Source organism: Terriglobia bacterium, assembly GCA_036496425.1.
Lineage (GTDB): Bacteria > Acidobacteriota > Terriglobia > 20CM-2-55-15 > 20CM-2-55-15 > 20CM-2-55-15.
The window spans coordinates 17,631-37,558 of sequence record DASXLG010000288.1; the positions used below are offsets into that span (position 1 = coordinate 17,631).

General features: G+C 56.6%; 19 protein-coding genes. 9 read left to right on the forward strand and 10 right to left on the reverse strand.

Annotation, left to right across the window (positions count from 1 at the left end; all coding sequences use genetic code 11):
- Nucleotides 1–50: 50 nt before the first annotated feature.
- The 3 genes from VGK48_20825 to VGK48_20835 all read right to left on the reverse strand — a co-directional run bounded on the left by VGK48_20825 (nucleotide 51) and on the right by VGK48_20835 (nucleotide 1,846).
- Nucleotides 51–389, reverse strand: a complete 339-nt coding sequence (locus tag VGK48_20825; protein ID HEY2383627.1) for a hypothetical protein — start codon at nucleotides 387–389, stop codon at nucleotides 51–53.
- 230 nt (nucleotides 390–619) lie between these two features.
- Nucleotides 620–1,399 (reverse strand): restriction endonuclease, encoded by a 780-nt coding sequence (locus VGK48_20830; protein HEY2383628.1) that lies wholly within the window; start codon nucleotides 1,397–1,399, stop codon nucleotides 620–622.
- Nucleotides 1,400–1,846: a hypothetical protein gene (locus VGK48_20835; protein ID HEY2383629.1), complete on the reverse strand. Its 447-nt coding sequence runs from the start codon at nucleotides 1,844–1,846 to the stop codon at nucleotides 1,400–1,402. It abuts the gene before it with no gap.
- Nucleotides 1,847–2,751: 905 nt separating this feature from the next.
- On the opposite strand from VGK48_20835, the gene VGK48_20840 reads away from it, so the two are divergent.
- The 4 genes from VGK48_20840 to VGK48_20855 all read left to right on the forward strand — a co-directional run bounded on the left by VGK48_20840 (nucleotide 2,752) and on the right by VGK48_20855 (nucleotide 5,829).
- Nucleotides 2,752–3,405 carry a fibronectin type III domain-containing protein gene (locus VGK48_20840; GenBank protein ID HEY2383630.1) on the forward strand — a complete coding sequence of 218 codons (654 nt, stop codon included), beginning with the start codon at nucleotides 2,752–2,754 and terminating at the stop codon, nucleotides 3,403–3,405.
- Nucleotides 3,406–3,472: 67 nt separating this feature from the next.
- Nucleotides 3,473–5,299 (forward strand): sigma 54-interacting transcriptional regulator, encoded by a 1,827-nt coding sequence (locus tag VGK48_20845; GenBank protein ID HEY2383631.1) that lies wholly within the window; start codon nucleotides 3,473–3,475, stop codon nucleotides 5,297–5,299.
- A gap of 177 nt (nucleotides 5,300–5,476) precedes the next feature.
- The gene (locus VGK48_20850; protein HEY2383632.1) at nucleotides 5,477–5,659 is read left to right on the forward strand and encodes a hypothetical protein; all 183 of its coding nucleotides are present in this window, start codon (nucleotides 5,477–5,479) and stop codon (nucleotides 5,657–5,659) included.
- Entirely contained in the window at nucleotides 5,650–5,829 is a 180-nt protein-coding gene (locus VGK48_20855; protein HEY2383633.1) for a hypothetical protein, read from the forward strand. The genes VGK48_20850 and VGK48_20855 overlap by 10 nt, the downstream gene beginning before the upstream one ends.
- A 742-nt stretch (nucleotides 5,830–6,571) precedes the next feature.
- Here VGK48_20855 and VGK48_20860 read toward each other — a convergent pair.
- Entirely contained in the window at nucleotides 6,572–7,135 is a 564-nt protein-coding gene (locus VGK48_20860) for a Uma2 family endonuclease (GenBank protein HEY2383634.1), read from the reverse strand.
- Between the two features lie 138 nt (nucleotides 7,136–7,273).
- On the opposite strand from VGK48_20860, the gene VGK48_20865 reads away from it, so the two are divergent.
- The 5 genes from VGK48_20865 to VGK48_20885 all read left to right on the forward strand — a co-directional run bounded on the left by VGK48_20865 (nucleotide 7,274) and on the right by VGK48_20885 (nucleotide 13,734).
- Nucleotides 7,274–7,804 (forward strand): RNA polymerase sigma factor, encoded by a 531-nt coding sequence (locus VGK48_20865; protein HEY2383635.1) that lies wholly within the window; start codon nucleotides 7,274–7,276, stop codon nucleotides 7,802–7,804.
- Entirely contained in the window at nucleotides 7,776–9,281 is a 1,506-nt protein-coding gene (locus VGK48_20870) for a TIGR03435 family protein (GenBank protein HEY2383636.1), read from the forward strand. The genes VGK48_20865 and VGK48_20870 overlap by 29 nt, the downstream gene beginning before the upstream one ends.
- Before the next feature lie 182 nt (nucleotides 9,282–9,463).
- Complete coding sequence (locus VGK48_20875; GenBank protein HEY2383637.1) at nucleotides 9,464–12,172, forward strand: serine/threonine-protein kinase; 2,709 nt, start codon at nucleotides 9,464–9,466, stop codon at nucleotides 12,170–12,172.
- A complete protein-coding gene (locus VGK48_20880) occupies nucleotides 12,169–12,996 on the forward strand; it encodes a Stp1/IreP family PP2C-type Ser/Thr phosphatase (GenBank protein ID HEY2383638.1) in 828 nt (275 codons plus the stop codon). Before VGK48_20875 ends, VGK48_20880 begins: the two co-directional genes overlap by 4 nt.
- A 30-nt stretch (nucleotides 12,997–13,026) precedes the next feature.
- A complete protein-coding gene (locus VGK48_20885) occupies nucleotides 13,027–13,734 on the forward strand; it encodes an FHA domain-containing protein (GenBank protein HEY2383639.1) in 708 nt (235 codons plus the stop codon).
- Between the two features lie 24 nt (nucleotides 13,735–13,758).
- Here the strand turns inward: VGK48_20885 and VGK48_20890 are convergent, their stop codons facing one another.
- The 6 genes from VGK48_20890 to plsX all read right to left on the reverse strand — a co-directional run bounded on the left by VGK48_20890 (nucleotide 13,759) and on the right by plsX (nucleotide 19,928).
- Nucleotides 13,759–14,694 carry an amidohydrolase family protein gene (locus VGK48_20890; GenBank protein ID HEY2383640.1) on the reverse strand — a complete coding sequence of 312 codons (936 nt, stop codon included), beginning with the start codon at nucleotides 14,692–14,694 and terminating at the stop codon, nucleotides 13,759–13,761.
- A 12-nt stretch (nucleotides 14,695–14,706) separates the two neighbouring features.
- Nucleotides 14,707–16,344: an electron transfer flavoprotein-ubiquinone oxidoreductase gene (locus tag VGK48_20895; protein ID HEY2383641.1), complete on the reverse strand. Its 1,638-nt coding sequence runs from the start codon at nucleotides 16,342–16,344 to the stop codon at nucleotides 14,707–14,709.
- 73 nt (nucleotides 16,345–16,417) lie between these two features.
- On the reverse strand, nucleotides 16,418–17,662 hold the full coding sequence (gene fabF / locus VGK48_20900; GenBank protein ID HEY2383642.1) for a beta-ketoacyl-ACP synthase II: 1,245 nt from the start codon (nucleotides 17,660–17,662) through the stop codon (nucleotides 16,418–16,420).
- A 24-nt stretch (nucleotides 17,663–17,686) separates the two neighbouring features.
- Nucleotides 17,687–17,932 carry an acyl carrier protein gene (acpP, locus tag VGK48_20905; protein ID HEY2383643.1) on the reverse strand — a complete coding sequence of 82 codons (246 nt, stop codon included), beginning with the start codon at nucleotides 17,930–17,932 and terminating at the stop codon, nucleotides 17,687–17,689.
- Between the two features lie 45 nt (nucleotides 17,933–17,977).
- Nucleotides 17,978–18,907: an ACP S-malonyltransferase gene (fabD, locus tag VGK48_20910; protein HEY2383644.1), complete on the reverse strand. Its 930-nt coding sequence runs from the start codon at nucleotides 18,905–18,907 to the stop codon at nucleotides 17,978–17,980.
- Nucleotide 18,908: 1 nt separating this feature from the next.
- On the reverse strand, nucleotides 18,909–19,928 hold the full coding sequence (gene plsX, locus VGK48_20915; protein HEY2383645.1) for a phosphate acyltransferase PlsX: 1,020 nt from the start codon (nucleotides 19,926–19,928) through the stop codon (nucleotides 18,909–18,911).

The following is a 19,928-nucleotide window of genomic DNA, read 5'->3' on the forward strand; positions in this document are numbered from 1 at the left end:
GATCTTGATGGTTGCACGCATGAGGATTTTGCGAGTCAGGCTGAAACTGATCAGGTCGGTGAAAATGGGTTCGGGATCTTCAATCGCGATTTCGAACTGGTGAATGAAAGTTCCCTGCGGCGTCCGAGAAAGCCTTTGATTGGCTTGGTCGATGTTTCAATGAACTTCTCGATATCAAAAGCTTTGGCATTTTCACCCCATCTGCCCTTGTAAATGGGCCAGCCGGAAGCATGCGTAAGAACGAGCACGGGCCACGCACCAGTCGGGCCGAGAGTGGCGCTTTCCTGAAATTCGAGCGAGTATAGCGGGTGCTTGAATATGATTGTAACGTCAATATTTGTGACGCGAAAGACGCGGCCATCTTCTTTGATGTGCTTGGAATGTGCCATACCGTTCCCTTCAGACGACAATCCAGGTTTGCCCTTCTGGCAAGCAGGATATTTCCGGTCGTGGATGTCGGAGCCGTTAACTCCATACTCGTGTCCACACAGGCTGCAGCCGAGCTGATAAATCCGCTGCAAGTTGTGGTGCCCGGTAGGCCGGTATCGCGGACGACGATTTGGCCGTTTGGATTGACGAAGCCGGGTTTAGTGGTTCCCCTACTTTCTTTGGACATCTCTTACGACTCTCCGCGAAAAATATTTCGCCCAAAGGCGGTATTGAACCCTTCGGTGGCAATTCTCACTATTTTCAAGAGTTCGCCCAGAAGCTCTCGATAAGTCTTCCCTCCCAGCTTATAGCCATTCGGCAAAGCCTTTTCCATGGCGTCCTTGAAGCGACCGACGTCGTCTATGGCCGGACAACCCAAATCAACGCCCGCTTGGGGTAAATCGCGCTTCAACTTCAGAAACATAATCACGGTTGCGAGCATACTCCAATCGGTTCGTAGCGTCTCAAGGCGTTCAAGTATTGAAACTTCAAGTGAAAACTCATTTTTTATTCTGTAAGAATTAAACGGCTCCGTGTATCGCAGAAGATCGTCGGCGGCGTCCCCCAAGGTCGGACCGAAGTATCGTTCGAACCACACCTCCAAGTACCGTTGCTGAAATTCGGCATATGTATAGCCCCGAATGTTCGTATTCTGCAAATATTGCTCCGCTCCCTGCTGTAACCCTTCTTTACAAACAATAAAACCGATGTTGGCACCTGTTTCGTACATGACGGTGGTAAAGGAATGAACTACTGATTGGCTGATCCTAGAAGTCCAGTTCTTGCACTCCACGACATAGGAGATTTGGTCAACACTCGCAGTGTCGACGGCATACACATCGACCTCCACCTTGCCGCGGGCCGTAGTTAGAGTTTTGGCTTCTTCGGCCGACAGGCCGATTTCCCGAAAGATCCTGCAGACTCCCGATTGCAATTGCCGCCAATCTGAAGGATGAGTTTCATCGATCATTCAATTGCTTAAAGATACAGCATCCCGTGCGCTCGTTACCCAGACCCTATTTAATACGATTTCCGGCTTTTGTAGGAACAGCGATCCTGTCACCTTACCGGTCGGGTTTGGTTTTTCGGCGGTGAAAAGTTCGGAAGCGGTGAACCAGTACAGCCCACCCGAATAGACCTCGGCCGAGGCTTGGCGCAGTTCTTCGGCCCACTTCGTGTCCAGCATTTCGATGAGCACGGCGCGGTTGCGGCCTTCAGGGCCTCCGGGGGGAAGCGCAGGTAAAGAAAGCATCAGGGCGGTGCGGCAGGAGTTCGCCAGTATCCAGATCCGCAACGCTGTTGTGCAGCTGCGCGCCTTGCTTCCAGGTGTCAACACTTCGCCTGCGCCCTTACGGACGCCGACGCATGACTCGGGGCCATCGTGACTGGCTGGGCCTTCGATGTAAGACTCTTTCATTCTCTACTCCATGCCGGTTTATCCCGGCGCACTGTCCCTTCGGCAAGCGTGCCTGATTCTTATAGAGGATGGGACGTATGCCACTTCGACAAGGAGACGATCGATATCCAGGGGTGTCGCTGAAAAACCTGTTGAACGCCAAACCCCGACATGTTTATGTAACGCATTTTTATAGGAGAAAAACCTACCGCCTCAGGCGCGCAGTCCCGTTCGGAATTACATATACATAAGGATGCATGCATCAGGAGAAGGATGGCTTCTGACGGGAAATCGCTTTCTCCTGTCAGCAAATGGCAAGTGCTGATGTGGGAACGCCTCCGCACATCAGCTGACGACACTTTCCCGTCAGCAGTTGGCAAATGCTGATGTGCGGAGCCGATTTCCCGCCAGCAGTTGGCAACTGCTGATGGGAAATTGGCTTCAGCTGATGTGGGAACGCCTCCGCACATCAGCTGACGGCATTTTCCCGCCAGCAGTTGGCAAATGCTGATGTGCGGAGCCGATCTCCCGTCAGCAGTTGTCAACTGCTGATGAGAAATTGGCTTCAGCTGATGTGGGAACGCCTCCGCACATCAGCTGACGGTAATTTCCCGCCAGCAGTTGGCAAATGCTGATGTGCGGAGCCGATCTCCTGGATAGAGCCCTCCGTTTCCGTTTCGTCTACTCCGTCTACTGAAATCTACTCCAATCTACTGAAGTCTACGCAGAGTAGACGGAACCCAGGCGCAACGCTGCTCCGAAAGGCCTAACTCGTTGATAAATCGTGTTTGGTATTCGGCCGCCGCCCGCGGCAGCGCGATTGCACTTATAAGCGCGTTCGAAAGGCGGGTGTAGAAATCTTTCCAGCGAAGTGCTGGAAGGGGCTCTCCCCAAAACCGTTAACGAATCTAAGAAAGGAGGTACGTATGTCAGTAAGTAAGGCGAAAGTGGTCACGATCCGGCCACTTGAAAGTTACAACAAAATGTCCGACGCGGATATTGTTCAGCGTGGGACAGCAGTTGTGACCGGTCTGACCGGGAATTCGAATTTTACGAGTTTGCCGGTCGATCTGGCGGCGCTGACGGCGGCTATCAGCAGTCTCTCGGCACTCATTGCGGAGGCTCTCGATGGCGGCAAGAAGGCGCTCGCTCAGAAAAACAAGCAACGGGAAACCGTCGTAAAAATGCTGAGGCTGTTGGGCCGTTATGTTGAAGTCAATTGCGATGGAGACATGGCGAAGTTCACGTCCAGCGGATTTACGCCGGCTTCGACGACCAAAGTTCCAGCGGCGCCGTTGCCGTTACCGGTCATCCAAAGCGTCTACCAGGGCGCCATCAGTGGAGAACTCGTAATTCAGATCCAGTCTATTTCGAAGGCTCTGAGCTATGAAATCCATTACGGTGTCCAGGTCAACGGCGGGCCGCCGGCCTCGGTGACGAGCAAGGTAGTCGCCAAGACCAGACCGCCCATTGGATTCCAGGGCCTGATGCCGGGCACTGTCTACGCGTTTCAAGTTCGCGCGCAAGGCAAGCTCGGTTTCACGGACTGGACCGACTGGACGACGTGTATGGTCACATAACCGTCGAAGGGGCGCACTCCGCAATCCCGGGGGTGCGCCCCCTTTTTTGTGTTAGGATGCCCGGCCAATGAAACCCCGGCTTATCGCGCTTTCCGGCCCGCACAAAGGGCTGGTGATCCCGCTTACTGAAATTCCCTTCAGTGTCGGCCGCGAGGCCGATAACTCGTTGGTTCTGGACGACGAACTGGTCTCGGGATATCACTTCAAAACATTCCTGAACGACGGTAGACCCTACCTCCGCGACGGCAATACGCGGAATGGCACGTGGATCAACGGGACCGCGCGGAGTGAGCGGGATCTCGAAGACGGCGACCGCATCAAATGCGGAAGCACGACCTTCCTCTATCTCGAATCCGAAAGAGACCCGAAGGCGATTCCTGTCCTTATCGATGACGAAGCCGACCGCAACCGCCAGCTCGAGACGCTGCGTGCCGACTACACGGTCCGCGACGAGGCGGCGATTCATTACAGAGGACAATCCGAGGTCCTGATGTACATGGCCGGGTTGCTGAATGAGATCGAGGACCCGGCGCAACTTCAGGTGCAGCTGCTCGATCGTACGTTCGAGATTATTCCTGCATTACGGGGCGCCATCGTGGTCAATGGCAGGCGGGTCAGTCCGGATCCGGCAGACTGGGCTTCGCGCATTTTCCGTGAGCGCGGTTTCGACGGCGAGGTCGAGTTCAAGCTCAGCAGCAAAATTCTGCATCAGGTTTATGCCGAAAAATGCGCTGTCATCAGCAACGATATCAAGCCCGTGATCTGTGCTCCATTGCTCGTGGCCGGCGCCGTCCGCGGCGTGATCTATCTGGAAGGAGCGTCCACCCGCAATGGCTTCGAGCCGGAAGACCTGCGTGTGCTTAAGGGCGTGGCGGCATTCCTCATCACCTCGATCAGGCTGGCCGATAAAATCGAGTCGATTCGCGATGCCCGCGACCTTCTCCAGGAAAAAGAAGAACCGATCCCCGACCTGGTCGGCCGCAGCCCGTCAATGCTGGGCGTCCGCAAGAACATCAAGGAGGTCGCTGCCGTCGACGCCCCGGTTCTGATCCAGGGCGAGACCGGAACGGGAAAGGAAATCATTGCCCACAGCATCCACGACGCCAGTCCACGGAAGGGCCATCCTTTTATAGCCATCAACTGCGCAGCTATTCCGGAGTCGCTGCTGGAAAGCGAGCTTTTCGGCCATGCCAAGGGTTCCTTCACCGGAGCGGCAATGGCGCGAAAAGGAAAGTTCAGAATGGCTCATGAAGGGACCATATTCCTCGACGAGATCGGCGACATGAGCTCCGGCGCGCAAACGCGCCTGCTGCGAGTCCTCCAAGAGGGCCGCTTCTCGGCAATCGGTGAGGACAAGGAAACCGAGATCGACGTGCGCGTGATCGCTGCGACCCATGTGAATCTCAAGCAAGCCGTTCAGGAAAAAAGGTTCCGGGAGGATCTCTTCTACCGCCTGAACGTGCTGTCGATCGAAGTGCCACCGCTGCGCGAGCGGGCCGAAGACATCGCTCTGCTTTCGGGGCATTTTCTCACGAAGTATTCGCATTGGCGTGAAGTCGCGGATATCTCGCCGCAAGCCATGGAAGTGCTCCAGACGCACAAATGGCCGGGAAACGTCCGGGAACTGGAAAATGTCATCCAGCATGCGATCGTCCGCGGAAAAGAGGATACGATCCAGCCGGCGGATCTTCCTCCATATCTCATTTCCGGAACAGCCTCCGTCAGGGCCGACGCCCCCGCGGTATTCAAATTCAAAGGCCGCGCAGCGGCGAAGAAGGTTCTCAAGGCGGATTTGCTCGCGTACATCGAAGCCAACAACGCCACGGTGGAACAAGCCGCCGCGCATTTCCACATCAGCCGCGCCTGGGCCTACCGGCTCCTCGCCGAGGGATAGAGTCTACTCCGATCTACTGAAATCTACTCCAGTCTACTGAAGTCTACGCAGAGTAGACGAACCGCGGCTCTTCATCCCGCCTTGCTCTTCTAACTCGCTGATAAATCACGTTCGGTTATTGCGCGCCGGTTTGGGCCCCTGCCTGCCTTATCAGACCGCATGAAAGGAGTACGCAACATGACGATAGCGATGACAGTGACACAAGTGTCGGAATTGGCCGATGTCTCCAAGGCGCTGCTCGACCTGATGGAGGGCCTTGAAGACGCCGTCCAGCGATTGCTTCGAATCGTAGGCGATCTTGTCGGTCCGGCTTCACCGGATCCGAAAGACAACCTGAGAAAGGAGAAACCATGGACATAGCAGAGCAACTCATGGAGGTCCTCAGCAGGCTTGGCCGCATCGAAGGCCAGCTCATCGGCATCAACAAAGTGTCGGAGCGGGTCTCACGGCTGGAGATGTGGCAGGCCTGGCTGAAGGGCGGACTGTGCGCGGTTCTAGGCGCGTTCGGTTACCTGTTCAGAAAAGTGTAGAGGTTCAAAGAAAGGAGAACACGTTTATGTCGGGTTCCATGCGCGGATGACGCGAATGGTCGTCCGCGCGGTCCGTAGCTGGCTTCTCTTTGGCGCGATTCCGGCGATAGGGATGCCTGCGGCGATCGCGAAAGCCTGCCCGCTTCGCGCTGCCGGGCGCGACGAATATTCCCCGCCTTTCCAAGGCGGGGTGGCTGCGCCATTAATAAAATGGTCCCGTTCCTTAGCGGCGCAGACGGGGCGGTTCGTAACTAACCGCCCCGGCGCTTCGCGCCACCCCGCCTTGGAAAGGCGGGGAATGGGGGCGGCGCGGGCTTTTAGCCCGCGTTCAACCACCAAAACAATTCTTGTTTGAATTTGAACGCGGGCTAAAAGCCCGCTATCCTTACGCAACTCTTATGAAGCGATTCATCCGGCGGATGGCGCAGAGTTACCGGCGCCGAAGCAGGCGCCGGCTGGCGCGAAATCGGCCCCCGCACCAGGCGCGAGTCTCTGGCCGCCGCTGAGCTTCCGCGTTCAAGATGGCCGGCTCTACGCCTTCACCGGAGAAGGCCGCGCCTTCGCGATGAAATGCATGACCGCGAATTGCTGACTGCAGGCGCGGTCATAGGCTGGATGCCACGATCCGGCCGAAGCGCTCGAGATGCGTCAATCCTGTATTGCTCTATCGACGCGACTTCAAACGCAGGCTTCTGCGTTGTTCCACCGTGGGTTCGAATCCCGCCCTCTCCGTTCTTCAACGCTAACCGAACACTGCTTGGTAGACGTCCCGTAATGGGATCGTGAGGCGGATGGATTCCAATGGGGCAGCTGCGTCCAGATCATCATAGATCTGCGGCTGCCAGTTCTTGCCGGAACGCCTGAAAACCTCCACGAGCGGGGCGTCCTGTTCGACGAGAATGTATTCGCGAAGCGTGGGAATTTCTCTGTAAAGCGTGAACTTTTGATTCCGGTCGTATTCGCGCGTGGCGTCGGACAAGACTTCGGCGAGCAAAATCGGATTGGTTAACGTATCTGGCCGGCCCGCGATAATCAACGGTTCCCCGCACACAACACTGAGGTCCGGATAGGTATACAAACCGCCGGGCGTCTGCACGCGAAGGCCGCTTCCGAAGGTCTGACAACCCTGCCCTAGAATAGCGGGACGCACGAAACTAAGGACATTGGCGGCAATGCCGTTGTGCCGCAGGGAGGCTCCGGCCATTGCGAATATCTGCCCATCGTAGTATTCGTTCCTGATAGGAGAGCTTTCTTCGACGGAAAAATACTCATCCAGGCTATAGCGTCTTTGGGAGTCGCGATTCATCGCCTGCAATCATAAGCGATTCTCACTTCGTAACGGCAACCCGGGCAGTGACGGCACCAGGGGAATAAAAAAGGCCGGTAAACCGGCCGGCTGGAGATTTTGCATCAGAATGCATCAACGTTCCGTATTAAGGGAAAGATGGCCATCAAGGACGGCGATTTCGAATCGTTGGTGCGTGAGCATAAAGCGATGCTCTACCGGATTGCCTTCAATTTCTTCCTGAACGCCCGGATTGCCGAAGAGATCGTCCAGGATGTGTTCCTTCAGTGTTTCGAGAATCTGAAAAACATTCAGTCTCCCGAACACTTGAAAGCATGGTTGAGGCGGGCGGCGACCCATCGGTGTATCGACCTCGTACGCAGCGGCAGGGCACGGAAGGAATTGCCGTTGGATGAACTGCCGGACGTTCCGGACCAGATACCCGAATCCGATCCGTTGCTTGCGGAGCGCCTGCGCCGCCTTGTCGCCTCACTCCCGGAGAAACAACGGATGATTTTGATCCTCCGATACGCCGAAGATATGGATTCGGACGAAATCGGCGAGTTGCTCGATATGCCCGCACCGACGGTTCGGAGTCATTTGCAGCGCGCGCTTGCCATCCTTCGCGAAAAAGCGCCGCGCGCCCTTGGAGAAGAGATCTATGGACCCACTCGAAAACAACCTTCGTGACGCCCTCCGCGAGCCGGCACCACCGGCAGATCTCGCCGGAAAAGTGATGGCGCGTATCGAGAGTGCGAAGCGGAGACGCCGATATGCCTTCCTTGCCATTGCAGCCGCAGCCTTATTGCTTATTGTTGCTTCACTTGGCGTTTTCGAGAGGGCGGTGACCGGCACACAAGCCGTGGTTCTCGAAACCGGAGAAAAGATCCAGGACGGTGAAACGGTTCGTTCTGCAGTCCGCGCCACATTGGCGCTCGCAGACGGCTCACGCATCGAAATGCGCTCAAATTCGGAGATGGCGCTCCGGACTGCCGCTGAAGGCAGGCTGATCCAGTTGAATGCCGGCAGCATCATCGTTACCGCCGCCAGACAGCACAACGGACATTTGTATGTGCGGACCAAAGATGTCACCGTCTCGGTTGTCGGCACCGTCTTTCTGGTAAATGCTGAAGAGCAAGGCTCGCGCGTCGCGGTCATTCAGGGCGAGGTTCAGATACTGCAAGGCGCCAAGGAGAAAACACTTCATTCCGGTGAGCAGGTAGCGACAAGTTCGTCGATGCCGAGCGTGCCGGTCTCGGAGGAAATATCATGGAGCCAAAACGCCAGCGCGCATCTGGCCTTGTTACAACAGAACACAACCCCGCCTTCCGAGGCGCCAAACGCTGTGCCGCCGCCGCTGCTGTATTTTGCCGCCGTCTCGATAAAACCAATGCCCTCCAATCCTCCCGGGCAAGGAGAGAAAGTGGGTTTTGCCTGTCATGGCGCCGACGGAACCCGACGGGCGCCTTTTGGGCTGGCAGATCCGATCAGCGCGCCACGAGGCCGATGTCTGGGCAATTACGTCACTTTGCCGAGCTTGATTGCATTCGCGTATAACACTGTGCCGCAATTTGTCGCGGGCGGGCCCGACTGGATGAACAGTCTTTTTGGGCGCACCACGATACCCTCAAAACCTGCCGCAGTCTTTCAGGTCGAAGCAGAAGCCGAGGATTCTTCCACGGCAACAACCGGTCAATTGCGGCAGATGCTTCAGACGATGTTGGCGGATCGCTTCAAACTGAAGTTCCATCGAGATACTCATGAGGTCCCCGGATATGCGCTGCTTGTCGCTAAGGGTGGACCGAAGTTGAAAGAGATTGCGGACGAAGACTCACCGTTTGTGTGTTGCCTTGGGCGGCCGACATACAAAGGAAGATCTACGGTGGAACAACTTGCACAGTTTCTGACTCAATTGATCTTTATTCGCAATGGCCCCATTGTCGACAAAACAGGCCTCGCAGGAATCTATGATTACGAATTCACTCTGCGCTCGACCGGTGGAGGACAGCGGGGACCTGCCGGAGAGCCTCGCGGTGGCGGACCGCCAAGCGGTGTCGATGCATTATCCGACGCACTCGAAGACCAACTTGGCCTTCGCTTGCAAGCTCAGAAAGTCTCAGTCGATGTCCTGGTTATCGATGAAGCTGAAAAGCCATCTGAGAATTAGTGGATTCCCATTAATAACGCATGGCCTGGCTGTCATGGGTATTCCACTTTGGCTGTCATTTCGTTGGGCCGGCGAGGGCGGATCCGCTGCCCAGGCCAGCGTTACCGCCGGACCCGTCCAAACAATTTCCTTCAACAATTGCTTTACTATTTCCCGACGTTTTCATAGCCTGTCCCCGCGCTATGAAGAAACTCTTCACTTCGGACCTATTTTTTGGAATTGTCCTGACCCTTTTCGTCGCCGGCTCGTACCTGATCGGAAGTACTTTCCTCGAATCAGTCGAGTTGAAGTTTTATGACGTGCGCGCGAAATTCCGGCAGGAATCCGGCCAACCCAATGATGTGGCAATCATCGCCATCGACGACAACAGCCTGACCCAACTGGGCCGTTGGCCGTGGCCGCGGTCGCGGATCGCAGCGATGCTGGACAAAGTGGGTTCGTACGGTCCCAAAGTCATTGGATTGAACATCCTGTTTTCGGAGCCGGACCATAACCCGGGAATCGCAGCGCTGGATCAACTGGCTACACGGTACAAAGAACTTGCCGAGTCGAAGGTCGTCATCGAGAACGATCCGGCCAGCAAAAAGCCGCTGGCGCCGGGTGCGCCTTCCGCCATTCTGGAGGCGATCGATACGGCAAAGCAAAGCCTGGATGAGGACGCGAAGCTGGCTGCGTCTTTAAAGGGTAAGAAGGTCGTCCTTCCGATGTTTTTCGATCTCTCTGCCGGGCTTGGGGGCAAACCGGATCCCTTGCCGCCGGAAATCGCCCGCTCGGCGATGACAATTCTTCCGTCCGGCAGCCCGAACTATGTAGTCTCTGAAAAAGCGAGTTACCCTGTGGCGCTGTTTATGGCCGATGCGGTTGGGATCGGCCACATAAACGTCGTGCCCGACAGAGATGGAACAGTGCGCCGCGTCCCCGTGTCCGTCGCCTATGGCGATGCAATGTATCCGGCATATGCGCTGGAACTGCTGAGGGTTTACCTGGGCCTCGATTCGAAGGACCTGAAAATCGCGCAGGATGACAAAGTCATCCTGGGAGGGATCGAAGCGCCCCTCGATGAAACCGGCTTGATGAACATCACCTTCCGTGGGCCGGAAAGGACGTTTCCCTACTATTCGTTCTTCGATGTTCTCAACGATAAAGTGAATCCCGACCAGTTCAAGGATCGCATCGTCCTGCTGGGTTCGACGGCTATCGGACTGGATTCGCGCTGGGTGACGCCTACCGGGACGAATTTCAACAGCGTTGAGTTGACCGCGAATATTATCGACGACCTTCTCACCAAGAAGTTTCTGGTTCGTCCATCCTGGGCGCGGGCAGCGGAACTGCTTTTGATTCTGTTTGTAGGAATTTTTGTCAGCCTGCTCCTTCCACGCATGAAAGCCGCTATGGGCGCAATCGTCTCCCTGGTGTTTCTGGCGGCTCTGCTGGTGACCGGCACATGGATGTTTGTTTCGCAGAATTATTGGCTCAAGGTGACATATCCTTCGATTCTGCTTGCGGCCGGATACACTGTCATCGTTTCCAAACGTTTCCTCACAACCGAGAAACGCAAGGAACTGGTCGAAGCCTCACAAATCGAAACCAACAAAATGCTCGGACTTTCTTTTCAGGGCCAGGGCATGCTGGATCTCGCGTTCGAGAAGTTCAGAACCCTCCCGCTGGACGAAGCTGTTGCCGATCTGCTTTACAACCTGAGCCTCGATTTCGAAAGGAAGCGACAGTACAACAAGGCTGTCGCTGTCTATGATTACATCGCGACAAAATTCAAAGGCTACAAAGACATCACGACACGGCTGGAGAATTTGAAGAAAGCTGCCGATGGCGCTGTTTTCGGCTCGTCGGTGGGCCGCGGTAAAGACTCGACGATCATGACCGAGAGCGGAGGCATGAAGCCGACACTCGGACGGTACGAGGTCGAAAAGGAACTGGGCCGAGGAGCGATGGGAATTGTTTATCTTGGAAGGGATCCCAAGATCAACCGGCAGGTGGCCATTAAAACGATGATGCTGGAGCTGGAAGGAACGGCCGAGCAGGTGAAGGAACTGAAGAGCCGGTTCTTCCGCGAGGCTGAATCCGCCGGAAACCTGAATCATCCCAATATCGTCCGCATTTTCGATGCCGGCGAGGAGAACGAAATCGCCTACATCGCGATGGAGTTGCTCGAGGGACACGATCTCAAACGCTATTGCGACAAAGCTTCGTTGCTTCCGCTGGAAACAGTGCTCGACTTCTGCGCCAAGACCGCCGACGGTCTGGACTACGCGCATCAGGCCGGCGTGATTCATCGCGACATCAAGCCCGCGAACATCATGCTGTTAAAAGATGGAACGCTGCGTACTACCGATTTCGGAATCGCACGAATGGCCGCTTCCTCGAAAACCGCCACCGGAACGGTTATGGGAACGCCCTCGTACATGAGCCCGGAACAGGTTTCCGGTAAGAAAGTGGACGGCCGGTCGGATCTGTGGTCGCTCGGCGTCATGTTGTACGAACTCAGCACCGGCGAGAAACCTTTCAAAGGTGGCGACGCCATCGGAACTCTGCTGTTCCAGATTGCGAATGATACGCCGACGCCACCAGCCACTTACCGCCCGGATTTACCCGCTGATGTCATCGCTGTCATTGATAAATGCCTGCAAAAAGACCCGGATGCCCGGTATCAGAGGGGCGCCGACCTGGCCGCCGATCTGCGCCGTGTCATCGAACGGTTGAAATCAGGCACGCCGGCTCCGGTGGTCAACGCCGCACCAGCCGCAGCCGTGGCAGCTGCAGCTGCCACGGCTGCGGCCGACAAGACCGCAGTTCTGGGCAATCCGCTCAAACCAGACGGACCAGATGTGGCCGGTGATAGGACTATACATATTGATCAGAATGAGAAATCGTGAACAGGCTGGCAATAAAGATTGCGGGGCTGACCGATCCGGGAAAGTCCCGCTCAAACAATGAAGACGCCGTATGGATCGATCCGCAGGCTAACCTGCTGATTGTGGCTGACGGAATGGGCGGCCATCAGGCAGGAGAAGTCGCCAGCGGATTGGCTATAAAAACGATCCCGGACCACCTTCAACAGCTGGTCCACAAAGGAACAGCAGGCGAGGTTGCGGATGAGCGGCTTTCCGGGGAAACCAATCGGTTGGGATTCTGTTTCAAAATCGCCAACCAGATGATTTTCGAGGCGGCCAAGCGCTATCCGGAGGACCACGGCATGGGTACGACCTGCACAGCGGCTCTGATCACCGGCGGCCGCCTCAGTCTTGCGCATGTCGGCGACAGCCGTTGTTATCTGATTCGCCGCGGCGAGATCGAGCAACTGACGGAAGATCATTCGCTGGTTATGGAACAGGTACGACACGGCCTCCTCTCGAAAGACGATGAGGCCGTCAAAAGAGGACAGAATATTCTGACGCGTTCTCTCGGGACCAGCGCCGAAGTCAAAATCGACATGCAGGAATATCCGCTTTATCCTGGCGATTGCCTTCTGCTCTGCTCCGACGGACTCGAAAAAGAGCTGACGGACGATCAGATATTGGAAATTGTGATGAAAACATCAGGGCCTGAAGATTGCGCCAGGAATCTGATTGAAGCGGCGAACGCCGCTGGTGGACGAGACAACATTACGGTTGCGGTTGCTCAAATCGAAAAAGCAAGTTTGAGCGAGTCCATCCTGTCATTTATGAAAACCTCATTTGGTTGGAAGGCGCCGTCATGAGCATTCATTCACCCCTGGAGGTCCCTCGGAATGGCTAAGTTCCTGCTCCAATTCGAAGGCGCAGTTCTTAAGGAAATCCCCGCCAAGGACGAAATCACTGTCGGCCGGAAGCCGGACAACGATGTCGTCATCGACAATCCTGCAGTAAGCAGCCACCATTGCCGGATAAAACTGGTCGGCGATACCTTCTTCGTCGAGGACCTCAATTCGACAAACGGCGTTTTCGTCAACGCAAAGAAAATCGTGAAGTCCGGACTCCAGAACAATGACGTCATCGGTATCGCAAAGCACGCGCTGAAATTCCTCGATGACAAACAAGAGGAGAGCCCGACCGTCGCAATACCCCCGAAAAAGGCAGCTCAGGACGCCACCATCATGATCGCTCCTGAGAGACAGCAGGAGCTTGCGGCAGCTTCCACTACCGCCGCTCAGAAAAAGCCGGCGATGGTTCGCGTTACAAAAGGAGTGGTCGATCAACTCGACTACGAACTTAAAACGCGTTCAACTTACCTGGGCAAATCCGACCGCGTTCAGATCAAGATTAAAGGCAAAGGCCTGTTCGGATCGGCGCCGGAAAGCGCGGCGATGATCGTGAACCAGGATGGCTACTTTCTGGTGCCGATCGTGGCCGGTTACGTCAAGTTGAACGGGAAAGCACTACAGGAAAAACAGCCGCTCGCCGATGGCGACATCATCGAGGCCGGGGGCACGACTTTAAAATTCGAAGTCCAGAACTGATCGGGCGAGACGCCTTGGAGTCAATCACAAGTCTCGAAAGCGATACAGCTTCCGCGGATTGACCGTCAGAATCTCCTTCAAAACCTTCGGGTCTTTGTGCGCCGAGGGCCAGATCCAGAAATTTGCGATATCGCCGTCGTTCGGCATCTTGTTCGGCGGGTTTCCTCTGCCCGTGACAATGACCGTGTTCATATTCGGCCGGGGCCGATCCGTTCCACTGATCACATTCCCGGGGAAATGACGGATCAATTCGTGAGCAAACGGCAAGACGATGCTCCAATCCTCCGGCCGCGCCGACCGCGTATAGCGATCGGGCGAGGTGATTTTCCAGAAGATGTCCCGGCGGGAGGCTCCAAGCTCGAGCAGGCGCTGAAAATACTCGTTCTTTTCGACGGGTACATTCACATCCGGACGGCCCATGTGGTCGATCAGAACCGGTGTCGGCAGCGACTGGATCAAAGGCCGCATGACTTCAAATGCGTCGGGTAAGAAATAAAGATCCACATGCCAGCCCAAAGGCTGGATCTTTGCCGCAATCCGCTGAATCACGTCCGCCGGCGTCGTTTCGCTGGCAATGTGAGGAAGAAAGGCAAAGCGGACTCCGCGAACCCCGGCGGCGTCCAGCCGGCGGAGCTCGTCCATGGTGACGCTCTCATCGACGCTCGCGACGCCGGCAGCCCGTCCCTCCATGTGCTCCAGCGCATCGACGACCACGGAGTTGTCCGTGCCGTGACAGGTGGCCTGAACAACCACAAAACCCCAGAATCCCATTTTTTGGATGAGAATCTCTTTTTGTTCCTGCCAGGCCGCCGGAAACGGCTGGTATTTGGATTTCGGCGACAGCGGAAAGCGGTCGAACGGGCCGATCACGTGCATATGCGAATCGATCGCGCCCTCAGGCATTTTAAAGACAAGCGGAGCAGGATTCGGATCCTGCCTGACGTATGGTTCAGTACTCATAGGTCTGAAATTCTACAGCAACTCGTACGACGGGCCGTCGCCACCTTCCGGCGTGACCCAGTTGATCACCTCATAGGGATCCATGATGTCGCAGGTCTTGCAGTGAACGCAGTTGGAGAAATTGATCTGCAGATGGCGCCCGCTGCCATTCTCGACCATCTCATAGACGGCGGCTGGACAGAAGGACCGGCACGGATTGCCGAATTCCTGCGTACATCGCGGATGGCAGATGTCGGGCTGGAGAATGTGCAGGTGGCACGGCTGATCTTCATTGTGCGCAGTGCCGGAATTGTAGACGTCGGTCAGCTTGTCGAAGGTGAGTTTGCGGTCATAAGTGGGTTCGGAATCCATCGGGACATTGCCGTCGTAATACTGCTTCAAATGCTCCATCCGGGCATAGCCCGGCACGTTGCGATACCGATTGTGCAGCCCGCGGCCGCCGGTCGCCATCTGTAATCCCGTGTGAAGCAGGCCCGCAATCAGCCCATGCTCGAAGGCCTGATGGAAGTTCCGGACCTTCCACAGCTCTTTCTTCACCCAGCTGTCCTCCACGAGTTCGTGAAATCGCTTCAGCTTGTCCCGGGAAAAATCGTTGGCCTGGAGAGCCTCGTGGGCGGCTTCCGCCGCGAGTTGTCCGGTCTTGAAAGCGAGATGGATGCCCTTGAGCCGCATGGCATTCAGGAAACCGGCGGAATCTCCAATGATCATGCCGCCGTTAAAGTAGTACTGCGGCTGGGCCCAATAACCGCCCTCCGGAATCGTCTTGGCTCCATAGGAGTGGAGCGTGCCGCCGTCAAGAATCGCCTTTACGTGAGGGTGCGTTTTGAATTCCTGGAACCGTTCATGCGGATCCAGCCGCGGGTCGAGATAATCGAGTCCCACGACCAGCCCGATGGAAACTCTACCCTCGGACATGTTGTAAATGAATCCGCCGCCGAACTCCTGGTTCCGCAGCGGCCAGCCCATCGTATGGATAACGCGGCCGCCGGTATTTCTCTCCTTCGGCACATCCCAGACTTCTTTGACGCCGACGGTGTAGACCTGTGGATTACGGCCTTCGTCCAGATTGAATCTCCGGATCAGCTGCTTGGTCAGCGATCCCCGCGATCCCTCGGCCAGGATCGTGATTTTGGCGCGGATATCGATCCCCGGTTCGAAATTCGCTTTTGGCTTTCCGCTTTTGTCCGTGCCTTTGTCGCCGGTCCGGACTCCGGCGACGGCATCGTTCTCGATGAGCAGATCCGCACCCGAAAATCCCGCAAAAATATCGACGCCGCTTTTTTCAACCTGCTCTCCAAACCAGCGGGTGAACCGGTTCAGCGAAATAATGTAATTGCCGTGATTCTGGAGCGGGGCAGGAATGAGAGGCAGCGCGAACTTACGATTTCTGGTCAGGAAGAGGACATGATCCTCGTCAACGGAATTCTCGATCGGAGCGCCGCGTTCCTTCCAGTCCGGCATCAGTTCATTGATGCCGCGCGGATCCATGACGGCCCCGGAAATAATGTGGGCGCCGATCTCTTTGCCCTTTTCGAGCAGGGCGATGGAGAGATCTTTATTCAGTTTGCGGAGTTGGTAGGCAGCAGCCAATCCTGCGGGTCCGCCGCCGACGATGACGACGTCGACTTCCAGAACATCGCGTTCGGGCATATATAAAGATTAGCAAGATTAGCCGCAGATTACGCGGATTACGCAGATCTGCGTCATCCGCCTCATGAGCGGCTTAACCTTCGTATCTTTTGAACAGGAGAGATGCGTTGGTCCCCCCGAATCCGAAGGAATTCGACAACGCGTAACGGACTTCGAGCTTGCGGGCTTTGTTGGGAGTGTAATCCAGATCGCAATCCGGATCCGGGGTGTCGTAGTTGATCGTCGGAGGAACCACACCGCGCTCGACAACGAGCGAGGTGATACCGGCTTCCACGGCCCCGGCGGCGCCAAGCAGATGTCCGATCATCGACTTTGTGGAGCTGATTGCAACTTTGTATGCGTAATCGCCGAACAGCCGTTTGATGGCCATGGTCTCGATCCGGTCGTTGGGAGGCGTCGAGGTGCCGTGGGCGTTGATATAGTCCACCTGCTCGGGCTTGATGCCGGCGTCGGTGATGGCGTTCAGCATGACGCGATGCGCGCCTCTCCCATCGTCCGGAGGCAGCGTGATGTGGTAGGCGTCGCCGCTCATGCCGTAGCCGACCAGCTCGGCGATGATCTGAGCTCCGCGCTTCTTGGCGAGCTCCAGTTCTTCCAGAATAATCACGCCCGCGCCCTCGCCGACGACAAATCCGTCGCGGTCCTTGTCGAAGGGACGTGAAGCGCGTTGGGGCTCTTCGTTGCGTGTCGAAAGAGCGCGCATGGCGGCAAACCCTCCGACGCCCATCGGCGTGACGGCAGCTTCCGAACCGCCCGCAACCATGATATCCGCGTCGCCGCGCGAAATGACGCGAAAGGCGTCACCCACCGCGTGAGCGCCCGACGAGCATGCCGTGCACGGGGCCGAGTTCGGCCCGCGAGCGCCGAGACGTATGGAGACCTGACCGGCGGCGAGGTTGATGATGCTCGACGGAATAAAGAACGGAGAAATTTTGCGCGGACCGCCTTCGAGAAAATTGGTGTGCTCGCGCTCGATAATCGTAAACCCGCCGATTCCGGATCCGATGAAAACGCCGGCACGTTCGGACAATTCGGGAGTGATCGTCAATCCGGCATTTTTCATCGCGCCTTCCGCCGCGGCAACGGCGTAGTGGATGAAGGAATCCATCTTCTTGACGTCTTTCTTCTCGAACCAGTTGAGCGGATCGAATCCCTTGACCTCGGCGGCAATCCTGGTGGAAAACTGAGTGGTATCGAAACGGGAAATCGCTGTCACCCCACTGCGTCCCTCGCAGAGGCCTTTCCATGTGTCTTCCGTGCCGGTCCCCAGCGCGGTAACCAACCCAACGCCGGTGACCACAACTCTTCTTTTCTGCAAAATTAAACCTCGGAATCCTGATATCTACGACTTCGGAAGGTGGCTTTCAATGTAATTGATGGCGTCCTTCACTGTCGTGATCTTCTCGGCGTCCTCGTCCGGAATCTCCATGCCGAATCCCTCTTCCAGCGCCATCACCAATTCCACCGTATCGAGAGAGTCCGCGCCGAGATCGTCGATAAAAGAGGCGGTAGGCGTCACTTCGGATTCATCGACGCCCAGTTGTTCCACAATAATCTGTTTGACCTTATCTTCCACTGACGAAGCCATTCTCAAACCCTCCTGTTAAACCATCATCGATTCGCAAACCTGCAATTATAGGAGTGCGTTTAAAACATTTTCCATCGATTTCTCATCCTCGGCGTTCAGCATTGTAACCGACTTATCGATGGATCGAATCAATCCCAACAACACTTTTCCGGGTCCTACTTCGACGAACGTGCGTACGCCTTCATCGAGCAGGCGCTGCACGCTCTCCTGCCAGCGCACCGGCCGCGAGACCTGGCGCCTGACGCCGCTGCGCGCTTCGGCACCGCCGCGTATCGGCTCGGCATCGACATTCGTGATCAGCGGAAAACGCAGATCTCCGAATGAACAGGCAGCGAGATCGACGGACAGCTTTTCCTCCGCCGGCAACATCAACGCGCAATGAAACGGCGCACTCACCTGCAGGAGAATGGCGCGCTTCGCGCCCGCATCCTTTGCGATCGGAAGCGCGCGCTCGACCGCTTCGCGATTTCCCGCAATCACAATTTGTCCGGGTGAGTTCAAATTGGCCGGCGAGACGACCTGTCCCTGCGCGGCTTTTTCGCACACCGCTTGAACCGCCGGAAGATCCAGACCGAGCAACGCCGCCATCGCACCCACGCCGACCGGCACGGCCTCCTGCATGTAGCGGCCGCGGCGGCGGACCAGGGATGCGGCTTCGCTCAACTTCAGCGAGCCGGCCGCCACCAGCGCCGAGTATTCGCCAAGGCTGTGACCGGCGACAAAATCGGGGCGGATACCCTTCTGTTCCAGAATCCGGTAGAGCGCAATCGAGGTCGTCAGAATGGCGGGCTGCGTATTCTCGGTGAGTTTCAGATCCTCTTCCGGCCCGCTGAAGCAGAGCTGCGAAATCGGAGAATCCAGCGCGGCATCGGCCTCATCGAATGCGGCGCGCGCGCCGCTAAATTTCTCACAAATCTCGCGGCCCATTCCGGCATACTGCGAGCCCTGCCCGGGAAAAACAAATGCGATTTTCAATTCAGCCCTGCAATCTCTGGGGTCCCGAGTTCGGTAAATCCCGCTCAATAACGTCATTCACGCCGTGCCGGCAGAATTCGTCCGCAATGCGGATCGCATTCTTGATGGCGTTGGCATTCGAACGGCCGTGGCAAACGATCGTGATTCCCTTGATGCCCAGCAGCGGCGCCCCTCCGTATTCCGAATAATCGAGGCGGTGCTTGAATTGCCGGAATGCGTTCTGCGCGAAGATCGCGCCGACTTTCGCCGAAAGCGTCTTCTGGAGTTCCTGCTTCAGCATGGAGGCGAATGCTTCGTACAGACCTTCGCTCAATTTCAACGCAACGTTGCCGGTAAATCCGTCGCAGACGATCACGTCAACATCGCCGGTAAAGATATCGCGGCCTTCGACGTTACCGATGAAATTGATCGGCGCGCGCTTCAGGGATTTGAAGGCCTCTTTGGTCAGTTCGTTCCCTTTCGAATCCTCTTCTCCGATCGACAACAACCCGACGCGCGGCCGGCGAATTCCAAAAATCGCGCGTGAGTAAATGTCGCCCATGATGGCGAACTGCTCGAGGTGATGCGGTTTGCAATCCACGTTGGCGCCGACGTCGAGCAGGATCGCGGGCTTGCCTTTCTGTGTCGGAAGAACCGTGGAAAGGGCCGGCCGGTCCACCACGGCGAGCGTTCCCATGATCATCTTCACCGTCGCCATCACGGCGCCGGTGTTTCCGGCGCTGACAAAGCCGGAGACTGCGGAATCACGCATCAGCCGGGCCGCCACGTGAATGGACGAATCCTTCTTCCGCCGTGCGGCGGTCGCGGCCGCGTCCTCCATCGTGATGACTTCGCTGGCGTGGACAACTTCGATCGGAAGATTGCCCGCATCGCGCTCGCGCAGGAGTTCGCGCACACGTTCCTCCTGCCCGACCAGGACGATGGGCGTGCCGTATTGCGCAGCAGCCTGGACCGCGCCGTCGATCTCGACCGACGGCCCGCCGTCGCTGCCCATCGCATCGACTGCGATCTTGAAAGCCAT

Bases quoted from the DNA above. Each gene is read 5' to 3' on its own strand.
- VGK48_20825 (HEY2383627.1), bottom strand. From the start codon at position 389: ATGGCACATTCCAAGCACATCAAAGAAGATGGCCGCGTCTTTCGCGTC.
- VGK48_20830 (HEY2383628.1), bottom strand. From the start codon at position 1,399: ATGATCGATGAAACTCATCCTTCAGATTGGCGGCAATTGCAATCGGGA.
- VGK48_20835 (HEY2383629.1), bottom strand. From the start codon at position 1,846: ATGAAAGAGTCTTACATCGAAGGCCCAGCCAGTCACGATGGCCCCGAG.
- VGK48_20840 (HEY2383630.1), top strand. From the start codon at position 2,752: ATGTCAGTAAGTAAGGCGAAAGTGGTCACGATCCGGCCACTTGAAAGT.
- VGK48_20845 (HEY2383631.1), top strand. From the start codon at position 3,473: ATGAAACCCCGGCTTATCGCGCTTTCCGGCCCGCACAAAGGGCTGGTG.
- VGK48_20850 (HEY2383632.1), top strand. From the start codon at position 5,477: ATGACGATAGCGATGACAGTGACACAAGTGTCGGAATTGGCCGATGTC.
- VGK48_20855 (HEY2383633.1), top strand. From the start codon at position 5,650: ATGGACATAGCAGAGCAACTCATGGAGGTCCTCAGCAGGCTTGGCCGC.
- VGK48_20860 (HEY2383634.1), bottom strand. From the start codon at position 7,135: ATGAATCGCGACTCCCAAAGACGCTATAGCCTGGATGAGTATTTTTCC.
- VGK48_20865 (HEY2383635.1), top strand. From the start codon at position 7,274: ATGGCCATCAAGGACGGCGATTTCGAATCGTTGGTGCGTGAGCATAAA.
- VGK48_20870 (HEY2383636.1), top strand. From the start codon at position 7,776: ATGGACCCACTCGAAAACAACCTTCGTGACGCCCTCCGCGAGCCGGCA.
- VGK48_20875 (HEY2383637.1), top strand. From the start codon at position 9,464: ATGAAGAAACTCTTCACTTCGGACCTATTTTTTGGAATTGTCCTGACC.
- VGK48_20885 (HEY2383639.1), top strand. From the start codon at position 13,027: ATGGCTAAGTTCCTGCTCCAATTCGAAGGCGCAGTTCTTAAGGAAATC.
- VGK48_20890 (HEY2383640.1), bottom strand. From the start codon at position 14,694: ATGAGTACTGAACCATACGTCAGGCAGGATCCGAATCCTGCTCCGCTT.
- VGK48_20895 (HEY2383641.1), bottom strand. From the start codon at position 16,344: ATGCCCGAACGCGATGTTCTGGAAGTCGACGTCGTCATCGTCGGCGGC.
- acpP (HEY2383643.1), bottom strand. From the start codon at position 17,932: ATGGCTTCGTCAGTGGAAGATAAGGTCAAACAGATTATTGTGGAACAA.
- plsX (HEY2383645.1), bottom strand. From the start codon at position 19,928: ATGGCTTTCAAGATCGCAGTCGATGCGATGGGCAGCGACGGCGGGCCG.